Source organism: Nitrospirillum pindoramense (assembly GCF_007827955.1).
Taxonomy (GTDB): Bacteria; Pseudomonadota; Alphaproteobacteria; order Azospirillales; family Azospirillaceae; genus Nitrospirillum; species Nitrospirillum amazonense_B.
Map to the genome: position 1 here is coordinate 77,568 of NZ_VITR01000018.1, position 18,240 is coordinate 95,807.

17 protein-coding genes are annotated in these 18,240 nt (G+C 66.2%); 13 read left to right on the forward strand and 4 right to left on the reverse strand.

Annotated elements, in window-relative coordinates; all coding sequences use genetic code 11:
* Positions 1-47: 47 nt before the first annotated feature.
* Together mutL and FBZ90_RS24160 are read left to right on the forward strand one after the other, a co-directional pair.
* Positions 48-1,991, forward strand: a complete 1,944-nt coding sequence (mutL, locus tag FBZ90_RS24155) for a DNA mismatch repair endonuclease MutL (protein ID WP_145735655.1) — start codon at positions 48-50, stop codon at positions 1,989-1,991.
* Between the two features lie 127 nt (positions 1,992-2,118).
* On the forward strand, positions 2,119-2,784 hold the full coding sequence (locus FBZ90_RS24160) for a glutathione S-transferase family protein (RefSeq protein ID WP_145735657.1): 666 nt from the start codon (positions 2,119-2,121) through the stop codon (positions 2,782-2,784).
* A gap of 201 nt (positions 2,785-2,985) precedes the next feature.
* Here FBZ90_RS24160 and FBZ90_RS24165 read toward each other — a convergent pair whose 3' ends face one another.
* Both FBZ90_RS24165 and apbC read right to left on the reverse strand, forming a co-directional pair.
* A complete protein-coding gene (locus FBZ90_RS24165; RefSeq protein ID WP_145735659.1) occupies positions 2,986-3,279 on the reverse strand; it encodes a hypothetical protein in 294 nt (97 codons plus the stop codon).
* A 176-nt stretch (positions 3,280-3,455) separates the two neighbouring features.
* Positions 3,456-4,577, reverse strand: a complete 1,122-nt coding sequence (apbC, locus tag FBZ90_RS24170) for an iron-sulfur cluster carrier protein ApbC (RefSeq protein ID WP_145735770.1) — start codon at positions 4,575-4,577, stop codon at positions 3,456-3,458.
* Positions 4,578-4,803: 226 nt separating this feature from the next.
* Between apbC and hflK the strand changes: the two genes are divergently transcribed.
* The 4 genes from hflK (at position 4,804) to FBZ90_RS24190 (ending at position 9,055) form a co-directional block, all read left to right on the forward strand.
* Entirely contained in the window at positions 4,804-6,180 is a 1,377-nt protein-coding gene (gene hflK / locus FBZ90_RS24175; RefSeq protein ID WP_338121757.1) for an FtsH protease activity modulator HflK, read from the forward strand.
* A gap of 15 nt (positions 6,181-6,195) precedes the next feature.
* Positions 6,196-7,083: a protease modulator HflC gene (hflC, locus tag FBZ90_RS24180; protein ID WP_145735661.1), complete on the forward strand. Its 888-nt coding sequence runs from the start codon at positions 6,196-6,198 to the stop codon at positions 7,081-7,083.
* Between the two features lie 31 nt (positions 7,084-7,114).
* Positions 7,115-7,300: a DUF2065 domain-containing protein gene (locus FBZ90_RS24185; protein ID WP_145735663.1), complete on the forward strand. Its 186-nt coding sequence runs from the start codon at positions 7,115-7,117 to the stop codon at positions 7,298-7,300.
* A 225-nt stretch (positions 7,301-7,525) separates the two neighbouring features.
* Positions 7,526-9,055, forward strand: a complete 1,530-nt coding sequence (locus FBZ90_RS24190; RefSeq protein ID WP_246130831.1) for a DegQ family serine endoprotease — start codon at positions 7,526-7,528, stop codon at positions 9,053-9,055.
* 11 nt (positions 9,056-9,066) lie between these two features.
* Here FBZ90_RS24190 and FBZ90_RS24195 read toward each other — a convergent pair whose 3' ends face one another.
* Positions 9,067-9,669 (reverse strand): TetR/AcrR family transcriptional regulator, encoded by a 603-nt coding sequence (locus tag FBZ90_RS24195; RefSeq protein ID WP_145735667.1) that lies wholly within the window; start codon positions 9,667-9,669, stop codon positions 9,067-9,069.
* Positions 9,670-9,743: 74 nt separating this feature from the next.
* On the opposite strand from FBZ90_RS24195, the gene FBZ90_RS24200 reads away from it, so the two are divergent.
* From FBZ90_RS24200 to FBZ90_RS24210, 3 genes are all read left to right on the forward strand, one after another.
* The gene (locus FBZ90_RS24200) at positions 9,744-10,112 is read left to right on the forward strand and encodes a darcynin family protein (RefSeq protein ID WP_145735668.1); all 369 of its coding nucleotides are present in this window, start codon (positions 9,744-9,746) and stop codon (positions 10,110-10,112) included.
* 262 nt (positions 10,113-10,374) lie between these two features.
* Entirely contained in the window at positions 10,375-10,836 is a 462-nt protein-coding gene (locus FBZ90_RS24205; RefSeq protein ID WP_145735670.1) for a hypothetical protein, read from the forward strand.
* An 87-nt stretch (positions 10,837-10,923) separates the two neighbouring features.
* The gene (locus FBZ90_RS24210) at positions 10,924-12,432 is read left to right on the forward strand and encodes a GxGYxYP domain-containing protein (RefSeq protein WP_145735671.1); all 1,509 of its coding nucleotides are present in this window, start codon (positions 10,924-10,926) and stop codon (positions 12,430-12,432) included.
* A 141-nt stretch (positions 12,433-12,573) separates the two neighbouring features.
* Here FBZ90_RS24210 and serB read toward each other — a convergent pair whose 3' ends face one another.
* The gene (gene serB, locus FBZ90_RS24215) at positions 12,574-13,491 is read right to left on the reverse strand and encodes a phosphoserine phosphatase SerB (RefSeq protein WP_145735674.1); all 918 of its coding nucleotides are present in this window, start codon (positions 13,489-13,491) and stop codon (positions 12,574-12,576) included.
* A 3-nt stretch (positions 13,492-13,494) separates the two neighbouring features.
* On the opposite strand from serB, the gene miaA reads away from it, so the two are divergent.
* The 4 genes from miaA to ilvC all read left to right on the forward strand — a co-directional run bounded on the left by miaA (position 13,495) and on the right by ilvC (position 18,190).
* Complete coding sequence (miaA, locus tag FBZ90_RS24220) at positions 13,495-14,580, forward strand: tRNA (adenosine(37)-N6)-dimethylallyltransferase MiaA (RefSeq protein WP_145735676.1); 1,086 nt, start codon at positions 13,495-13,497, stop codon at positions 14,578-14,580.
* Between the two features lie 131 nt (positions 14,581-14,711).
* The gene (locus FBZ90_RS24225; RefSeq protein WP_145735678.1) at positions 14,712-16,487 is read left to right on the forward strand and encodes an acetolactate synthase 3 large subunit; all 1,776 of its coding nucleotides are present in this window, start codon (positions 14,712-14,714) and stop codon (positions 16,485-16,487) included.
* Positions 16,488-16,542: 55 nt separating this feature from the next.
* Positions 16,543-17,073 carry an acetolactate synthase small subunit gene (gene ilvN / locus FBZ90_RS24230; RefSeq protein WP_246130838.1) on the forward strand — a complete coding sequence of 177 codons (531 nt, stop codon included), beginning with the start codon at positions 16,543-16,545 and terminating at the stop codon, positions 17,071-17,073.
* Between the two features lie 97 nt (positions 17,074-17,170).
* A complete protein-coding gene (ilvC, locus tag FBZ90_RS24235; protein WP_145735680.1) occupies positions 17,171-18,190 on the forward strand; it encodes a ketol-acid reductoisomerase in 1,020 nt (339 codons plus the stop codon).
* Positions 18,191-18,240 lie beyond the last annotated feature (50 nt).

The window sequence follows — 18,240 nt, forward strand, 5'->3', positions numbered from 1 at the left end:
GCACGGCGATTCCGCCGTTATGCGATCTGCTCTAGACTGGCGTCATCATGCCCATCCGTCTTCTGCCTGAAACCCTGGTCAACCGCATCGCTGCCGGCGAGGTGGTGGAGCGTCCCGCCGCCGCCGTGAAGGAGCTGGTGGAGAACGCGCTGGATGCCGGCGCCAAGCGCATCGACGTCACCCTGCGCGATGGTGGCAAGGCCCTGATCCAGGTGGTGGACGATGGCGGCGGCATGGCGGCGGAGGAGCTGTCGCTGGCGGTGGAGCGCCACGCCACCTCCAAACTGCCGGGCGACGACCTGCTGAACATCCACACCCTGGGCTTCCGGGGGGAGGCGCTACCCTCCATCGGCGCCGTCAGCCGCCTGACCATCACCAGCCGCCAGCCGGGCAGCGACAGCGCCTGGGCCCTGACGGTGGAGGGTGGGGCCAAGGGCCGGCCGGTGCCAGCCGCCCATCCAGTGGGCACCCGCATCGAGGTGCGCGACCTGTTCTACGCCACCCCGGCGCGGCTGAAGTTCCTGAAGACCACGCGGACGGAGACGGACCACGCCGTCGACGTGGTGCAGCGCCTGGCCATGGCCCACCCGGACGTCGCCTTCACGGTGGCGGACGAGGGGCGCACGCCCCTGCGCCTGCCGGCCCAGGCGGCAACTCTTAACGGCGAGGATCCGCTGCTGGCCCGCCTGGGCGCCATCATGGGGCGGGAGTTCCAGGAGAACGCCCTGCCCATCGACGCCCGGCGCGAGGGCGTGCGGCTCTACGGCCATATCGGCCTGCCCACCCTGAACAAGAACACCGCCGCCGGCCAATACCTGTTCGTGAACGGCCGGCCGGTGCGCGACAAGCTGCTGCTGGGCGCCGTGCGCGGCGCCTATGCCGATTTCCTGGCCCGCGACCGTCATCCCCTGCTGGCCCTGTTCCTGGACATCCCGTGCGAGGATGTGGACGTCAACGTCCACCCGGCCAAGACGGAGGTGCGTTTCCGCGACCAGGGCCTGGTGCGCGGCCTGATCGTCGGCGCGCTGAAGCATGCCCTGGCCGGCGCCGGCCACCGCGCCTCCACCACCGTGGGCCAGGCGGCCCTGGCCAGCCTGCGCCCCGAGGGGGCCAAACCCATCCCCCAGACGGCCTTCCAGTGGCAGCCGCAACCCCATGCCGGCGCCCATGCCGGTAGTAGCGCCTGGCCCGGCATCACCCGGCCCACGGCCGGGCAGGCGGAGGCCGCGCGCGCCTTCCAGGCGCCTGCCACCGCGTGGGAGGGCCCGACCCCGGCCGCCCCCGCTTATGCGTCGTCGGTCCTGGCGGAGGCGCCGGCCTGCGCCGACGCGACCCCCGGTCCCATCAGCCCCGGCTTGGCGACCGCCGTCGCGGCGCTGGCACAGACCAACACCGACGATGTGTCCGACTTCCCCTTGGGTATCGCCCGCGCCCAGATCCACCAGACCTACATTGTCGCCCAGACCCGCGACGGCATGGTCATCGTCGACCAGCACGCCGCGCATGAGCGCCTGGTCTATGAGCGCATCAAGCAGTCCATGGTGGCCCAGGGCGTGAAGCGGCAGATGCTGTTGATCCCCGAGGTGGTGGAGCTGGAGGAGGCCGCGGCGACTCGCCTGGCCGAACGCTCCGACGAACTGGCGGAGTTGGGCCTGTGCCTGGAATCCTTTGGCACCGGCGCCGTGGTGGTGCGGGAGATCCCGGCGCTGCTGGGCGCCAAGGCCGACATCAAGGCCCTGGTCACCGACATCGCCGATGAGCTGGCGGAGCTGGGCGACCAGCACGCGCTGAAGGAGCGGCTGGAGGAAGTTTGTTCCTCCATGGCCTGTCACGGGTCCGTCCGGGCGGGCCGGGTGTTGACGCTGGGCGAGATGGACGCGCTGCTGCGCGAGATGGAGGCCACGCCCCACAGCGGCCAGTGCAACCACGGACGCCCCACCTATGTTGAGCTGAAGCTGGCGGACATCGAGCGGCTGTTCGGCCGGCGGTGACGGCCGCGCATCGCGTCGCCCAGACCCTGCCGTATCCTGATGTTTACGTTGTAATCATCCGTGTCAATGATTACGGTGTAAACACTGACGTCCCAAGGGCTGGGCCGCCGCGCAGGATCGATGCCCCATGATCACCGTCCACCATCTCAACAACTCGCGTTCCCACCGGGTGCTTTGGCTGCTGGAGGAACTGGCGCTGCCTTACCAGCTTGTCGTTCACCAGCGGGATCCGCGGACGCTGCGGGCGCCCATGGCGTTGAAGGCGGTTCATCCCTTGGGCAAATCGCCCGTGATCGTGGATGAGGGGCGGGTGATTGCCGAATCGGGGGCGATCATCGAGTACATCCTGACCCGGTATGGGGAGGGGCGGCTGGCGCCGCCGGCCGGCTCGGAGGACGGGCTGAGGTTCACCCACTGGCTTCATCATGCGGAGGGATCGGCCATGCCGCCCTTGCTGCTGAAGCTCATCTTCCGCGATCTTCCCGGCCGTGTGCCCTTTCTCATCCGGCCCATCGCGCGAGGGATCGCCGCCGCGACGCAGCGGGTGCTGGTCGATCCCCAACTCTCGCTGCACGCCGGCTATTGGGAGGCGGAACTGGCGCGGCACCCCTGGTTCGCCGGGGACGCGTTCACCGCAGCCGACATCCAGATGAGCTACCCGCTTGAGGCGTTCGCAGTCCGTGCCGGCATCGTGGACGCCTATCCCAACATCCGGTCCTTCCTGGCGAAGATCCGCGCGCGGCCCGCCTATCAACGCGCCATTGAGCGTGGGGGGCCGCTGGCGCCCCCCTGATCGCCGTCCCATCGTGTCCCCCGGTCGGGCACAGCAAAAACGCCCGGAAGGCGGACCTTCCGGGCGTTTCGCTTCGGCTCCCAACGAGCCACGCAGGCTTGGTGTTTCCTCTATCCCTGTTCGCCCGTCCGGTGTTTTCCCGGATTTGCAGGCGGCACTCTCACCGGAGCGGCCCCTGGGGCCGTCCGACCTCTGGACGTGTCAGCGCAATTCCCAGGCGAACTCGACCTTGACCGGGGCGCCGGCGACGCTGGCGATGGGGTTCTGGCGCAGCCAGTTGAAGAAATCATCGAAGGGCAGGGCGGGGCGCGCCACCACCCGGCGGCCGGACAGGCCGGTCGCCCGTTCGGACAGGGTACGGGTCACCTGCTCATACGCGATCTCGGGAACGCCGTGGGCTACCGCGATGGCACCCGTGGCCGGATCCTCCACCTGGAAGGAATGGGCGCCGTTCCGGAACGCATATGCAACCTGAACCGTATCGACCTGACGCATGATGTCCACTCTAGCTCCGCTACACGGAACTTTATGTATCATGAGCCCCTGCCATTGGAAAGGAAAAAACAGCGGACGCCGGAATGGCGCAACAGAACGTCGATTTCGGGTTCGATGCGGAATGTTGCGACCGCGTACCGCCGTTTTTCCAAGGACTTGGCTATCGGGTGATAGGTTTATTCGATCACGAAGCGCGGGGCGGCGCGGCCGCCGCCGGCCTTGATCTTCTCCGCCACCCGTGCGGCGATGGCGCGATAGGTCTGGGCGTGCACGCCATCCGGCTGCTGGATGGTGATGGGGGTGCCGGCGTCGCTGGTCTCACGGATGGTGATGTCCAGCGGCACCTCGCCCAGGAAGTCGATGCCCAGCTTGTCCGCCTCGGCGCGGGCCCCGCCATGGCTGAAGATGTCGCTGCGGTGGCCGCAGTTGGGGCAGCAGAAATAGCTCATGTTCTCAATGATGCCCAGGACGGGCACGTCCACGCGGCGGAACATGTTCAGGCCCTTGCGCGCGTCCAGCAGGGCAATGTCCTGCGGGGTGGAGACGATGACGGCGCCGGCCAGCGGCACGCTCTGCGCCATGGTCAGCTGGGCATCGCCCGTGCCCGGCGGCATGTCGACCACCAGCACGTCCAGCTCGCCCCAGTTCACGTCGCGCAGCATTTGGGTCAGGGCGCTCATCACCATGGGGCCGCGCCAGATCATGGGCGTGTCCTCGGCCACCAGGAAGCCCATGGACATGACCTTGACGCCATAGTTGACCAGCGGGTCCAGGCGCTTGCCGTCGGCGCTGTCGGGCTTGCCGCTCAGGCCCATCATGCGCGGCATGGACGGGCCGTAGATGTCGGCGTCCAGCAGGCCCACCTTCAGGCCGTTGGCGGCCATGGCCAGCGCCAGGTTGGTGGAGGTGGTGGACTTGCCCACCCCACCCTTGCCCGAGGCGACGGCGATGATGGCGCCCACGCCGGGAACGCCGGCCTTGGCGGGCTTGCCCGCACCGGGCGCGCCGGTGCCGGGGGCGCCGCCGCCGCTTACGGCCTTGGGGACGGGGCGGTGGGCGGTCAGCACCGCCGTGACCGACAGCACGCCCGCCAGCCGGTCCACCGCCTTCTCCGCCGCCTGGCGCAGGGGTTCCAGGGCGGCGCCGCGCGCCGGATCGACCTCCAGCGTGAAGTGGACATGGCCGTCCTTCACCGCGACGCCGGAAACCATCTTGAGGCTGACGATGTCAGATCCGCGGTCGGGATCCGCCACCTGCCGAAGGGCCTCCAACACCTGGGACTCGGTAACCGCCATGATCAAACGCCTTCATCTTGTAAAGTGGGGGGCGGGGGGTCATATCGCCCGTGTCGGGCTTCCCTGCGACTGCCCGACTATATACGGTGCCGCCCGAATGGGGGGAAGCCCAGGGGGAGAGATGGCCGCCCATGGTGGCCGCTCGGCCACTGACGCCCTCTGTCTTGGGTGCCTCTCATATGGGTACGGGTACCGGAATAATCAGATCACGGGGACAGGAAAGGCGAACATGCCCTGGTCCAATCAAGGGTCGAACGGCGGCAACAACGGATCCGGCAACGGATCGGGGGATGATCCCGGCAAGGGATCGGGACCCGGCAGGCAACCGGACAAGGACACGTCCCCGGCCAGCGCTTCCCCCCACAACCCCTGGGGCCAGAGCCCCGGTGTCGCAGGCGGCGGCTCCTCCGGTGCGTCCAAACCCGGCGGCAAGCCGGGTTCGCGGCCGCAGCCGGGGCTGGAGGACGCGGTGCGCCAGGGCGGTGAGCGCCTGCGCGTGCTGCTGGGCGGCAACGGCGGTGGTGCTGGGCGCGGCTCGGGCGGGGGCAACGGCGGCCGGCCGCGCGGTGGCGCGCCCGCCGGCGGGTCCTTCAACCTGAACAACTGGAGCAGCGGCCGCATCGTGGGTGTCGGCGTGGCGGCGGCGCTCATCCTGTGGGGGCTGACCGGCATCTACCGGGTCGCGGCGGATGAGCAGGGCGTGGTCCTGCGCTTCGGCAAGCCGGTGCGGGTGGAACAGCCGGGCTTGCGCTATCATCTGCCGGCCCCCATCGAGCAGGTGCTGCTGCCCCAGGTCACCCGCGTGAACCGTATCGAGATCGGCTACCGCAGCCAGGGCGACGGCCGGCGCAGCGTCAGCGACCGCGACGTGGCCGACGAAAGCACCATGCTGACGGGCGATGAGAACATCGTCGACATCGACTTCGCCGTGTTCTGGGTCATCAAGGACCCGGGCAAGTTCCTGTTCAACATCCGCGAGCCGGAAGAGACGGTGAAGAAGGTGGCGGAAAGCGCCATGCGCGAGATCATCGGCCGCACCGAGATCCAGCCCGCCCTGACCGACGCCCGCCAGCGCATCGAGAACGACAGCCGCCAGTTGCTGCAGACCATCCTGGACCAGTACCAGGCGGGCATCGAGATCACCCAGGTGCAGTTGCAGCGGGTGGAGCCTCCGCCGGCGGTGGTGGAGGCGTTCAACGACGTGCAGCGCGCCCGCCAGGACCGCGAGCGCCTGCGCAACGAGGCGGAGACCTACCGCAACGACATCATCCCCCGCGCCCGCGGCGACGCTGAGCGCCTGAACCAGGAGGCGCAGGCCTACCGCGACCAGGTGGTCGACCTGGCGCAAGGTGACGCCAAGCGCTTCCAGCAGGTGCTGGAGGCCTACGCCCAGGCCCCCGACGCCGCCAGCCGGCGCCTGTACATCGACACCATGGAGCAGATCCTGAAGGGCACCCGCAAGATCCTGCTGGACGACAAGGCCGGGGGCGGCGCCGTGCCCTACCTGCCCCTGAACGACATGCTGAAGCCGCCGGCGCATCCGGCCACTCCGCCGGCCACCCCGCCGGCATCGTCGTCCGGCGCGTCCACCGCGGCCGGCAATTAAGGGGAGGGACGCATCATGGAAAAACGCTGGATCGTCCCTCTGGGCGTGCTCGTGCTGCTGGCCATCCTGTTGCAGGGCACCTTCTTCACCCTCAACCAGACGCAACAGGCGCTGGTGCTCCAGTTCGGTGAGCCCATGCGCGTTATCCGCGAGCCGGGGCTGTGGGCCAAAATCCCCTTTGTGCAGAACGTGGTGATCCTGGACCGCCGGGTGCTGGACATCGACCCGCCGGTGGAAAGCGCCATCCTGGCCGACCAGAAGCGGCTGGAGGTGGACGCCTACGCCCGCTACCGCATCGCCGACCCGCTGATGTTCTTCCAGACCCTGGGGAATGAGCAGCAGGCCCGCCTGCGCCTGTCGGTCATCGTGAACTCGGCCATGCGCCGCGTCCTGGGCAATGTCGCCCTGCCGGCCGTGCTGTCGCAGGAGCGCGAGAAGGTCATGGCCGACATCAAGGCCCAGGTGAACCAGGAGGCGCAGCGCCTGGGCATCGAGATCGTGGACGTGCGCCTGCGCCGGGCCGACCTGCCGGAACAGACCAGCCAGGCGGTGTTCGCCCGCATGCGTTCCGAACGCGAGCGCGAGGCGGCGGAGGCCCGCGCCCAAGGCCAGGAGCTGTCGCAGCAGATCAAGAGCCGGGCCGACCGCGACCGCACCGTGCTGCTGGCCGAGGCCCAGCGCCAGGCCCAGATCACCCGGGGCGAAGGTGACAACCAGGCGATTCGCATCATGAATGAGGCGATCAGCCGCAATCCCGAATTCTACAGCTTCTATCGCAGCCTTCAGGCCTACCGCGACACGCTGAAACCGGATGACACCACCCTGGTGCTTTCGCCCGGCGCCGACTTCTTCAAGTACCTGGGGGCGGGCGGAACGGCGGAACGCAAGCGGGCCGAGAAGTAGGCCGGGAAGTGGGAAGACGGGGGCTAACGGCTTGAACGACTTGATGACGGGGGCGGCGCTGGCCCTGGTGCTGGAGGGCGTGTGCTATGCCCTGCTGCCGGGGGCCATGCGCCGCTTGGCGGGCCGTATGGCGGAGACGCCGCCGGAGCGCCTGCGCTGGGCCGGGCTGGCGGGGGCGTGCATCGGCGTCGCCCTGGTGTGGCTGGAGCGCCGCTGAGTTGGGGATTCGGCGGGCTGCCGTCTTATCCCCTTGCGATATCACGAGCCATCCCCCTTAACAGGCGCGACATCAGCCCCCTATAGTGGGGCGATGGCCCCACAGGGGGAAAATGGCCCCATCGTGGGAAAATGGAATGATGACGGGCGGATGCCATTCTTGAGGCGTCCCCCTGCCAGGAGTGGCCCGACAGTGACGTCTCCCGCCTTTGCCGCACCCTCGCCGATGGCCGTCCCCCCGAAGAAGGGCGCCGCCCGCCCGTTCTCGGCCCTGCGCCGGTCGCTGATGGTGTTGGGCGTGCTGCTGTTGCCCACGGCCTGCGGCGACCCGGCCCCGGCGCGGGCGGAGCCGCCGCCGCACAGCTTCGCGCCCCTGGTGGAGAAGATGCTGCCGGCGGTGGTCAACATTTCCACCAGCCAGACGGTGAAGAACAAGAAGCAGGGCCAGTTGCCCATGCCGGAGTTCCCCCCGGGTTCCCCCTTCGGCGACTTCTTCCGCGACTATCAGGAGCGGCAGAAGGAGAACGACCAGGGCGGCGGCGATGACAAGGGCGGGCAGGCCACCTCGCTGGGCTCGGGCTTCATCATCGATTCCTCCGGCTATGTCGTGACCAACAACCACGTCATCGAGGGGGCGGATGAGATCACCGTCCGCCTGCAGGACGACACCCAGATGAAGGCGACGCTGGTGGGCACCGACAAGGCCACCGACATCGCCCTGCTGAAGGTGGAGCCGGCATCCAAGCTGCCCGCCATGGTGTGGGGCAACAGCGACGCGCTGAAGGTCGGTGACTGGGTGGTGGCCATCGGCAACCCCTTCGGCCTGGGCGGCACGGTCACGGCCGGCATCATCTCCGCCCGCGGCCGCGACATCGGCGCCGGCAAGTACGACGACTTCCTGCAGACCGACGCCTCCATCAACCTGGGCAATTCCGGCGGCCCGCTGATCAACCTCAATGGCGAGGTCATCGGCATGAACACCGCCATCTTCTCCCCCCAGGCGAATGACGGGGAGGCGGGCTCCGTCGGCATCGGCTTCGCCATTCCGGCGGTGGTGATCAAGAACGTGGTGCAGCAGTTGCGCGACACCGGCAAGGTGCGGCGCGGCTGGCTGGGCGTGCAGATTCAGGACGTGACGCCCGACATCGCCGAAACCCTGAAGCTGAAGCAGCAGCGTGGCGCCCTGGTGGCGGTGGTCAGCCCCGGCGGTCCCGGTGAGCAGGCCGGCCTGAAACAGGGTGACGTCATCGTCAGCATCGATGGCAAGGACGTCACCAACGGCCGCATGCTGCCCCGCATCGTGGCGGAGGAGCCGGTGGGCCACAAGGCGGCGTTGGTGGTGCTGCGCAAGGGCGGCAAGATCAACGTCACGGTGTCGCTGGGTGAATTGAGGGAAGACACCGACGCCGGGGCGGCGTCCGCCGCCGCCAGCAATGCCGGCCCCGCCGAGGCCGAGGGCACCATTGACAGCGTGGGCCTGACCCTGGACGCCCTCAGTCCCAAGGTCCGGCAGAAATTCAGCGTGCGGGACGACGCCCAGGGCGTGGCCGTGGTGCGCGTCGCCCCCAACAGCCCCGCCGCCAAGCGCGAGCTGAAGGCCGGTGACCTGATCGTGGAAGTGGGCCAGGAAGAGGTCAACACCCCCAACGACGTGGCCGTGCGCGTGACCAAGGCCAAGGACAACGGCCAGAAGGCGGTGCTGCTGCTGGTGGAACGGGCGGGCGATCTGCTGTTCGTGGCCTTGCCGCTGGAATAACCGGGCGGCCGTCAGGCCAGGCCCAGATAACCGAACACGGCGCGCTCGACCCGATGCTGAAGGTCGGTCGCGTCCACTTCGCCCCGGCTGCCGGCATGGTCCACCATGCCGCGCACGATGGCGAACAGGTCGGCCCCGGCCGTGTCCGCGGACAGCCCGGCCGGCAGGTCGACGCGGGCCAGCACCTGGTCCAGCAGATCCTGCAATTCCTTGGTTTTCTCGTCCTGCTGCTCACCCAGGGGCAGGCGGCTTTCCTCGATATCCAGAAGGCGCGCCAGAATGGGGCGGCGCAACTGATGGCCCACGGCGGCGGCGATCATGCCCGACAGGGCGGCCCGTGCCATCGGCAGGCGGGCGGCGGCGGCCATCTCCTCCCGCAGCACCTCGCCGTCCCGCTGGATCAGGGCGGCGGTCAACGCGTCCTTGCCGGGGAAATATTGGTAGAGCGACCCGACGCTGACGCCCGCCCGCTCCGCCACCGCGTTGGTGTTGAAGCCCGCCAGGCCGCGCGCCTCCAGAATGCGAGCCGCGGCTTCCAGGATGATGCGGACCGTTTCCGCCGCGCGTGCCTGGGTGGGGGATTTCCGGGGCTTCAGGTCGGGTGTCTTGCTCATGGGGATGCGAGTAGGGCAATGGGGTCAATCGCCTCATACTGCCGCCATCGCAACACAGTGCAAGGAAAAACCAAATGAATTCCGAAATCGCCAAGGAAAACTTTGAGCCGGCCATCACCGTTTTCATGCTGGTGAAGACCATGCCCGAATGGCTGGGCATGCCCATTGACCAGCGTTTCCAGGAATTGGCGCGGCATCTACAGCCGATCGTCACCCGGTACAAGGACGATGCGCGCATGCGGTTCTATGATGTGGAATTTTACTCCACCAATGTAACCGATATCTGGGTATGGGATGCCCGCAGCCATGAGGCCTACCAGCTTCTGGTCGAGGCCCTGCGGGAGACGCCGTTCTGGGACCGCTACTTCCAGATCGTCGACATCCTGGCCGGGGTCGAGAACGCCTACGCCAATAACTACGGCCGCGCACCGCTGGCGGCGTGACGGTACGGGTCCGGTGCGGGATGTGGCGCACGGCGTCTTTGAGCCGTGTCCAACACGTCCGACGCGTCCGCGACCGCTATGGACACGACGGTCATCCCCATAAAGCACCATGAATCATTGAAAATGTAGTTGGCACGGAAACTGCTGATTGGGATTTGGCCGGGGTGCCCAACAAGAAGCCCCAGCCTCAAGGCCAGGGTAACGGCCCGGCTTATCCCGGCGTTCAGAGGCCGAAAACGCAGCTACACCAATGGGGATTATCATGACGCTCAGCAGTAAAGCACAGTTCACCGTGTCCGGCATCGTCGCCCTGGCCATTTGCGCCTTGGTTCCCTCCGTCGCTTCCGCCGGGGAGGTTAAGCTGGCCACGCCGGAGCAAGCTCTGGCCATCTGTAAGGCCAACAAGATGGGCGAATGGGACATCGCCTATGTCATCGGCAAGAACGGCCTCGTCCAGAAGGGCCCCGGCTACCAGTGCGCGCAGGAGTCGGCGCCGGCTCAGGCCAGTGGCGTCGGTAACGCGATCACCGCTGACGGCGCCGTCGTGAAACTAGCCACCCCGGAAGAGGCGCTCAAGGCTTGTCGGGATGGCAAGATGGGTGAGTCGGATATCGCCTATGTCATCGGTAAGAACGGTCTCGCCCAGAAGGGCCCCGGCTACCAGTGCAAGCAAGAGGCGATGCTTAATCAGGGTACCGGTGTCGGCAACGCGCTGACCCCTTAATCGGGATAGGAGGCGGCGGGCATCAGCGCGCCGCCTCCTTCAATCTGATCAGCACCTGTATCGAATGCGGGGCTGAACTTCTTTCTGGTGCAGCGCAACGCCGGCGACGGTACTGGCGGGATGGAGCCGATAATGACCTTCTCTTTACTTCACGTCATTCCGAACGCGGTCTATAACGCCATGACGAGCGCCGAGAAATTGTTGTTCTCGGCGCTGCAAGGGTTGGCTAGCCGAGGCCCCAAAGCGATTTACTGCGTGTCCAACAATTTTAATGACCTGTCTTTCGAACCTTTGGCGGCCGACTTCTGGTTACAGAAGATTGATATAAAACAAGAAGCTGTCGAAGATTACTGGAAACTTCTTACGAGCTACAAAAACATAAATCATTATATATTATGCGATATTGAAAATAACGGAGACTCTGTGAATATCGCGACATCCTTGTCTGGAATCTTGGGAGCGATTCCGGTGGATGTTTCTCTGAAAGATAGAGTTGAATCTCTTAAATTCAACATGGTAGAGGATGTAACGAAGTGGAAATTTGATAAATTTCTTAAAAAATATAGTGATAGTATCAGCAAATCCATGGCGGTCGAGCTGAATCCTAATATTTTTTGGGGGCCAAGAGATTACGCTGTCGCCAATCAGGCAGTCGTTATCTATGGCGCTACCCAGCGCGCCAGCATCCTGACCCTGTTAGAGGCGCCGGCGCCTATTTATGGCTGGGGTCCCACTGACCAATTCGGCGAGAAAGCCTTTATCACGGATGTTGGCAAGGCCGGCGACTACTACGTGGCCGCAGATGCCGCTTTCAATCTGACAGTGTTCAATGGTCTGGACGTTTCCCCCACATCGGTCCCTGCGGCGGTGAGCAGCTTCCCAGCTGGCCGCGCCCAGCCAAAGAAGAAAGTCTATGTCGCCTTCATGATGTCTGATGGTGACAATCTTCAGTGGTTGTTGAATCGGGGAAATTGCAGTAACTGGTGGGGTAATTCCAGCCGTGGCACGTTACCCGTAGGGTGGACATTCTCGCCGTCGCTTTATAATTTGGCGCCGGCCATTTGGAATTACTATGTCGGCACGAAGACGGAGAATGATGAAATTATATGCGGTCCTTCCGGCATTGGTTATGTATTCGACAACATAGCCCAGAGCGATAATTTCGTATCGTTTCTGAGTTTGACGGAAAAATTCATGAGCGATGCCAATATAAACTTGGTGTCCGTTTTTGGAAACCAATATCCAAACTCAGAATACTTGCAGGGGTATGCGGATCAGGATGCCGTAAGCGGCGTTATGTATGTGTCGTATACGCCTTGGGTGGTTCCCAATAGTACGGCGCTCAATAAATATAACAATAAGACTGTCATCCCCATGAATATAAACCTAGATGGCGATGTCAATGTCGTCGCCAAGAAGATTTTGGGCAACCCGCCCAGTCCGCCATTCTATATGGTCTATGTCAATGCCTGGGGGAGTAATGGTGACAACGATCCATGGGCTCTTATGAACGGACTGTATGACGCCTTGAAAGACAAGAATGTGGAATTTGTTCTCCCGTCAGTCTTGTTTTCCATGGCGGAAAGCCATTCTTAAACTCCAAGCGCCAATTCGGGCGCCCGGGTGTGAAACACCTTTGGGTTCGATAGGTTCGAACCCAGGGCCGGCCTCGGAGTAGGAGGCGATAAATCATGATCGCCTCCTACTCTGATAGCTCTCTCCTGATCGCGCTTCACTTTAGCCGGCCACGATCTCCGCCTCGCGGTAGCCCTGGGCGTACAGCAGGGCCGTCAGGTCGCCGTGGTCCACCCGGGCGCGGGCCGATGCCGCCACTGCCGGCTTGGCATGGAAGGCGATGCCCAGGCCGGCGGCCAGCAGCATGGGCAGGTCGTTGGCGCCGTCGCCCACGGTGACGGCGGCGGTCAGGGCTACGCGCTGCTGGGCGCAGATGCGGGTCAGCGCGGCGGCTTTGGCGTCCTTGTCCAGGATGGGCTCCACCGGCTGCCCGGTCAGCTTCCCATCCTGGATGACCAGGTCGTTGGCCTGGTCCTCATCGAAGCCCAGCAGGGCCCGGACATGGGCGGTGAAGGGCTTGAAGCCGCCGGACACCAGGGCGCAATAGGCGCCATGCTTGCGCATGGTCGCCACCAGGGACTTGGCGCCCGGCATCAGGGTGACGATGCCTTTCAGCTCCTCGATCACCGTGGCGTCCATGCCGGCCAGCAGGGCGACGCGCTCGCGCAGCGCGCCTTTGAAGTCGATCTCGCCGTTCATGGCCCGGCGGGTGATTTCGGCGATGGTGTCGCGCTGGCCGATCAGGGCGCCCAGCTCGTCCAGCATCTCCTGGTGGATGATGGTCGATTCCATGTCGGCCACCAGCACCGCCTTGCGGCGCCCCGCCGATTCTTGCGTGATGGCGTCCACCGGCTGGCCCAGCAGCGCCTGGGCGCAGGCGGCCTGGGCCTGGTCGGGATGCAGCCCGGCGAAGGCGATGTCGCAGGCCCGCCCCGGCGCCAGCCAGTCGGGCGCGCTGGTTTCCGCCCCCAGCGCTTGCAGGGCGGCGCGCGCCGCGCGGACCATGCTATCGTCCAGCGTCGTCGCCGCGTCTCCCGAGGTCAGGGGGGCGCCGGCGATCAAGGTCACCACATGGGTCATGGCATGTCCGAAGGGTTTGAGGGGGCTTCCGCCGGTCTTGATACGGGGGGCGGGGCCGGCAGGCAAGACGCAGTCGGGCATCCGGCCCCTGCGATCAGCACGGGTGCCACCCTGGACCCTGGGACGAACGGACCGGCCGCGCCGCGCAAGCTGGTGGTGGTCATCGGTGGCCCCACGGCGTCGGGCAAGTCGCGCCTGGCCCTGGACCTGGCGGTGCGCCTGGGCGGCACCGTCATCAACGCCGACAGCATGCAGATCTATCAGGGCCTGGCGCTGCTGACCGCCCAGCCAGGGGCGGAGGATTTGGCACAGGCCCCCCACCGCCTCTACGGCACGGTGCCGCCGGCGCTGCGCATGTCCGCCGCCCATTGGCGCGACCTGGCCCTGGCGGAGGTGCGGGCGGCGGAGCGCCCCATCCTGGTCGGCGGCACCGGCCTGTACCTGCGCACCCTTATGGCCGGCATCGCCGACATTCCCGCCATCGAGGACTCGGTGCGGGAGCAGGCCAAGGCGCTGCATGCGAAGCTGGGCGGCCCCGCCTTTCATCAGGACCTGGCGGTACGGGATCCGGAGGCGGCGGCCCGGCTGTCCCCCGGCGATACCCAGCGCCTGGTACGGGCGTGGGAGGTGGTGGTGGGCACCGGCCGCACCCTGGGAGACTGGCAGCGCGCCGCGGCGGCCACCGCGCCGGCCGACCTGGCCTTCCACGCCCTGGTCGTCGATCCGCCCCGCGAGCGGCTCTACGCCAACGGCGACGCCCGCTTCCTGGCGATGATGGAGCGGGGTGCGCTGGAGGAGGTGCGGGCCCTGCTGGCCTTGGGTCTGGACCCGGACCTGCCGGCCATGAAGGCGCTGGGCGTGCCGGAGTTGGCCGCCCATCTGGCCGGCACCCTGGACCAGGCGGCGGCGGTGGCCCTGGCGCAGCGGCACACCCGCAACTATGCCAAGCGCCAGACCACCTGGTTCCGCCACCAGATGCCGGACGCCCGCCGGGTTGATCCCGGTTTCAGTCAGACGCATACCGGTTATGAGAAATTAATCGAAAGTCTACTGGGTGAAATCTTTGCGATAATTCGCAAAAGCGGTTGACCCTGGGTACGGTTCCGTCTAGGGTCCCGATCCGCCCGGCCTTCGCGTTTGCGAAGGGGGCTATTTGGTGTTCCCAAGCGGCCCCGGTGAGCGGGGGCGACGGGGCGACTAGAAACCAGGATTTTTGGGAAATGAGTGCTGCCACGAGCGAGACCAGTCTGACCGGTGCCGACATCGTCCTGAAGGCGTTGCGGGATCAGGGCGTAGAGGTCATTTTCGGGTATCCGGGCGGCGCGGTACTTCCCATCTACGACGCGCTTTTCCAGCAGAACGACATCCGCCACATCCTGGTGCGCCATGAACAGGCGGCGCTGCATGCGGCGGAGGGCTATGCCCGGTCCACGGGCAAGGTCGGCGTCGTGCTGGTCACCAGCGGCCCCGGCGCCACCAACGCCGTCACCGGCCTGGCCGACGCCCTGATGGACAGCATTCCCATCGTCTGCCTGTCGGGTCAGGTCGCCACGCATCTGATCGGCAACGACGCCTTCCAGGAATGCGACACCACGGGCATCACCCGTCCCTGCACCAAGCACAACTACCTGGTGAAGGACGTCAACAACCTGGCGCGCACCCTGCACGAGGCGTTCTACGTGGCCAAGAACGGCCGCCCGGGCCCCGTGGTCATCGACATCCCCAAGGACGTGCAGTTCGCGGAGGGCACCTACCGCTCCCCGGCCGACAGCATGCCCAAGAGCTATCGCCCGCAGGTGAAGCCGGACCTGAACCGGGTGGAAGAGGCCATCGACCTGCTGGCCAAGGCCAAGCGGCCCATCTTCTACGTCGGTGGCGGCGTCATCAACGCCGGCCCGGTGGCCAGCCAGCTGCTGACCCAGTTCGTGCGCATGACTGGCTATCCCTGCACCACCACCCTGATGGGCCTGGGCGCCTTTCCGGCGTCGGACCGGCAGTGGCTGGGCATGCTGGGCATGCACGGCACCTACGAGGCGAACCTGGCCATGCACGGCTGCGACGTCATGGTCTGCATCGGTGCCCGTTTCGATGACCGCGTGACCGGCAAGGTTTCGGAGTTCTCGCCGAACTCCGTGAAAATCCATGTCGACATCGACCCGTCCAGCATCAACAAGAACGTGCGGGTGGACGTTCCCATCGTTGGCGACGCGGCCCACGTGCTGGAAGACATGATCCGCATCTGGAAGGCGCGCGGCAAGCAGCCGGACAAGGCGGCCCTGGCCCAGTGGTGGGAGCAGATCGAGTTCTGGCGGGCCCGTGATTGCCTGCGGTACGAGAAGACCAGCAAGGTGATCAAGCCGCAGTTCGCGCTGGAGCGCCTGCGCGCCGCCATCTCCGGCCGCGACGATGTCTTCATCACGACCGAGGTCGGCCAACACCAGATGTGGGCCGCCCAATTCCTGCCCTTCGACCGGCCCAACCACTGGATGACCTCCGGCGGGCTTGGCACCATGGGTTATGGCCTGCCGGCCGCCATCGGCGCCCAGGTCGCCCATCCGGACGCCCTGTGCATTGACGTGGCGGGTGAGGCCAGCATCCTGATGAACATCCAGGAAATGGCGACCGCCCTGCAGTACCGCCTGCCGGTCAAGGTCTTCATCCTGAACAACCAATACATGGGCATGGTCCGCCAGTGGCAGGAGTTGCTGCACGGCGGCCGTTACTCGGAAAGCTATTCCGAGGCGCTGCCCGATTTCGTGAAGCTGGCCGACGCTTTCGGTGGCGTGGGCCTGCGCGCCACGGAAGTCGGTCAGGTGGACGACGTCATCAATGAGATGATCAGCATCCGCCGGCCCGTCATCGTGGACATGTGCGTGGATCCGAAGGAAAACTGCTTCCCCATGATCCCCGGCGGCCGTGCCCACAACGAAATGCTGCTGGGCCCGGACGAGAAGGTGGAGAACGCGACGCCGGAGGACGGCATGGTGCTGGTATGAGCGCCGCCCGTCCCGCCGCCGCCCCCTTCACCGCCCTGCCTGACCGGAGCCCATCTTGACCGCCCGTCCTGTCCTGTCCGCCCCCCCCGCCATCGAACGCCACACCATTTCCATCCTGGTGGATAATGAGCCGGGCGTGCTGGCCCGCGTTATCGGCCTGTTCTCGGGCCGCGGCTATAACATCGAAAGCCTGACGGTGGCGGAGGTCGACCGCGACGCCACCCTGTCGCGCATCACCATCGTCACCACTGGCACGCCCATGATCATCGAGCAGATCAAGGCGCAGCTGGGCCGCCTGGTGCCGGTGCACCGGGTGCATGACCTGACGATGGAAGGCCCCTTCGTCGAGCGTGAGACGGCGCTGGTCAAGGTGGCCGGCACCGGCGAGAAGCGGGTGGAGGCCCTGCGCCTGGCCGACGTGTTCAAGGCCCGGGTGGTGGACGCCACCATCACCAGCTTCGTGTTCGAGATCACGGGGCAGGGTGAGGAGCTGGACCGCTTCATCGGCCTGATGGCCGAGCTGGGCCTGGTGGGCGTGTCGCGCACCGGCGTGGTGGCCATGTCCCGCGGCCCCGGCGGCATCTGATCTTTTTTTCCAAACCGCTTTCCCCCCGGGAAGGCGACAATCCATGAGAGCGCGCCCCCAAGGGTTGGCGGGCGCAACCAACAAAAGGCTGAGACCCATGCGCGTTTATTATGATCGTGATGCCGACGTTAACCTGATCAAGGGCAAGAAGGTTGCCATCATCGGTTACGGCAGCCAGGGCCACGCCCACGCCCAGAACCTGCGCGACAGCGGGGTGAAGGACATCGTGGTGGCGCTGCGCGCCGGCTCGGCCACGACCAAGAAGGCCGAAGGCGCCGGCTTCAAGGTGGTCACCCCGGCCGAGGCCGCCGCCTGGGCCGACGTCGTCATGATCCTGACCCCGGACGAGCTGCAGGCCGACCTGTACCGCGACGAGCTGGCCGCCAACCTGCGCCAGGGTGCCGCCATCGCCTTCGGCCATGGCCTGAACGTGCACTTCCGCCTGATCGAGCCGCGCCCGGACCTGGACGTGTTCATGATCGCGCCGAAGGGCCCCGGTCACACCGTGCGCGGTGAGTACCAGAAGGGCGGCGGCGTCCCCTGCCTGGTGGCCGTGCATCAGAACGCCTCGGGCAATGCCCTGGAAGTGGCGCTGTCCTACGCCTCCGCCGTGGGCGGCGGCCGCTCGGGCATCATCGAGACCACCTTCAAGGAAGAGTGCGAGACCGACTTGTTCGGTGAGCAGGCCGTGCTGTGCGGCGGCCTGACCAAGCTGATCCAGGCGGGCTTCGAGACCTTGGTCGAGGCGGGCTACGCCCCCGAGATGGCCTATTTCGAGTGCCTGCACGAGGTGAAGCTGATCGTGGACCTGATCTACGAGGGCGGCATCGCCAACATGCGCTACTCCATCTCCAACACCGCCGAGTACGGCGACTACGTCACCGGCCCGCGCATCGTCACCTCCGAGACCAAGGCCGAGATGAAGCGCGTGCTGGACGACATCCAGTCCGGCCGCTTCACCCGCGACTGGATGCTGGAGAACAAGGCCGGCCTGCCCAGCTTCAAGGCCACCCGCCGCCGTGAGGCCGAGCACCCCATCGAGGAAGTGGGCGGCAAGCTGCGCGCCATGATGCCCTGGATCGCCAGCAACAAGCTGGTGGACAAGAGCCGCAACTAAGCGGTTCGGGACCTCAGTCAGGATCAAGGCCGGTGCCGACGCGCCGGCCT

Excerpts from the sequence above, each read along its gene's own strand:
- FBZ90_RS24160 (WP_145735657.1), top strand. The coding sequence starts at position 2,119 with ATGATCACCGTCCACCATCTCAACAACTCGCGTTCCCACCGGGTGCTT.
- FBZ90_RS24165 (WP_145735659.1), bottom strand. The coding sequence starts at position 3,279 with ATGCGTCAGGTCGATACGGTTCAGGTTGCATATGCGTTCCGGAACGGC.
- FBZ90_RS24225 (WP_145735678.1), top strand. The coding sequence starts at position 14,712 with ATGAGTGCTGCCACGAGCGAGACCAGTCTGACCGGTGCCGACATCGTC.
- serB (WP_145735674.1), bottom strand. The coding sequence starts at position 13,491 with ATGACCCATGTGGTGACCTTGATCGCCGGCGCCCCCCTGACCTCGGGA.
- FBZ90_RS24195 (WP_145735667.1), bottom strand. The coding sequence starts at position 9,669 with ATGAGCAAGACACCCGACCTGAAGCCCCGGAAATCCCCCACCCAGGCA.
- FBZ90_RS24205 (WP_145735670.1), top strand. The coding sequence starts at position 10,375 with ATGACGCTCAGCAGTAAAGCACAGTTCACCGTGTCCGGCATCGTCGCC.
- FBZ90_RS24190 (WP_246130831.1), top strand. The coding sequence starts at position 7,526 with ATGGCCGTCCCCCCGAAGAAGGGCGCCGCCCGCCCGTTCTCGGCCCTG.
- miaA (WP_145735676.1), top strand. The coding sequence starts at position 13,495 with ATGTCCGAAGGGTTTGAGGGGGCTTCCGCCGGTCTTGATACGGGGGGC.
- ilvC (WP_145735680.1), top strand. The coding sequence starts at position 17,171 with ATGCGCGTTTATTATGATCGTGATGCCGACGTTAACCTGATCAAGGGC.
- mutL (WP_145735655.1), top strand. The coding sequence starts at position 48 with ATGCCCATCCGTCTTCTGCCTGAAACCCTGGTCAACCGCATCGCTGCC.
- hflK (WP_338121757.1), top strand. The coding sequence starts at position 4,804 with ATGCCCTGGTCCAATCAAGGGTCGAACGGCGGCAACAACGGATCCGGC.
- hflC (WP_145735661.1), top strand. The coding sequence starts at position 6,196 with ATGGAAAAACGCTGGATCGTCCCTCTGGGCGTGCTCGTGCTGCTGGCC.
- FBZ90_RS24200 (WP_145735668.1), top strand. The coding sequence starts at position 9,744 with ATGAATTCCGAAATCGCCAAGGAAAACTTTGAGCCGGCCATCACCGTT.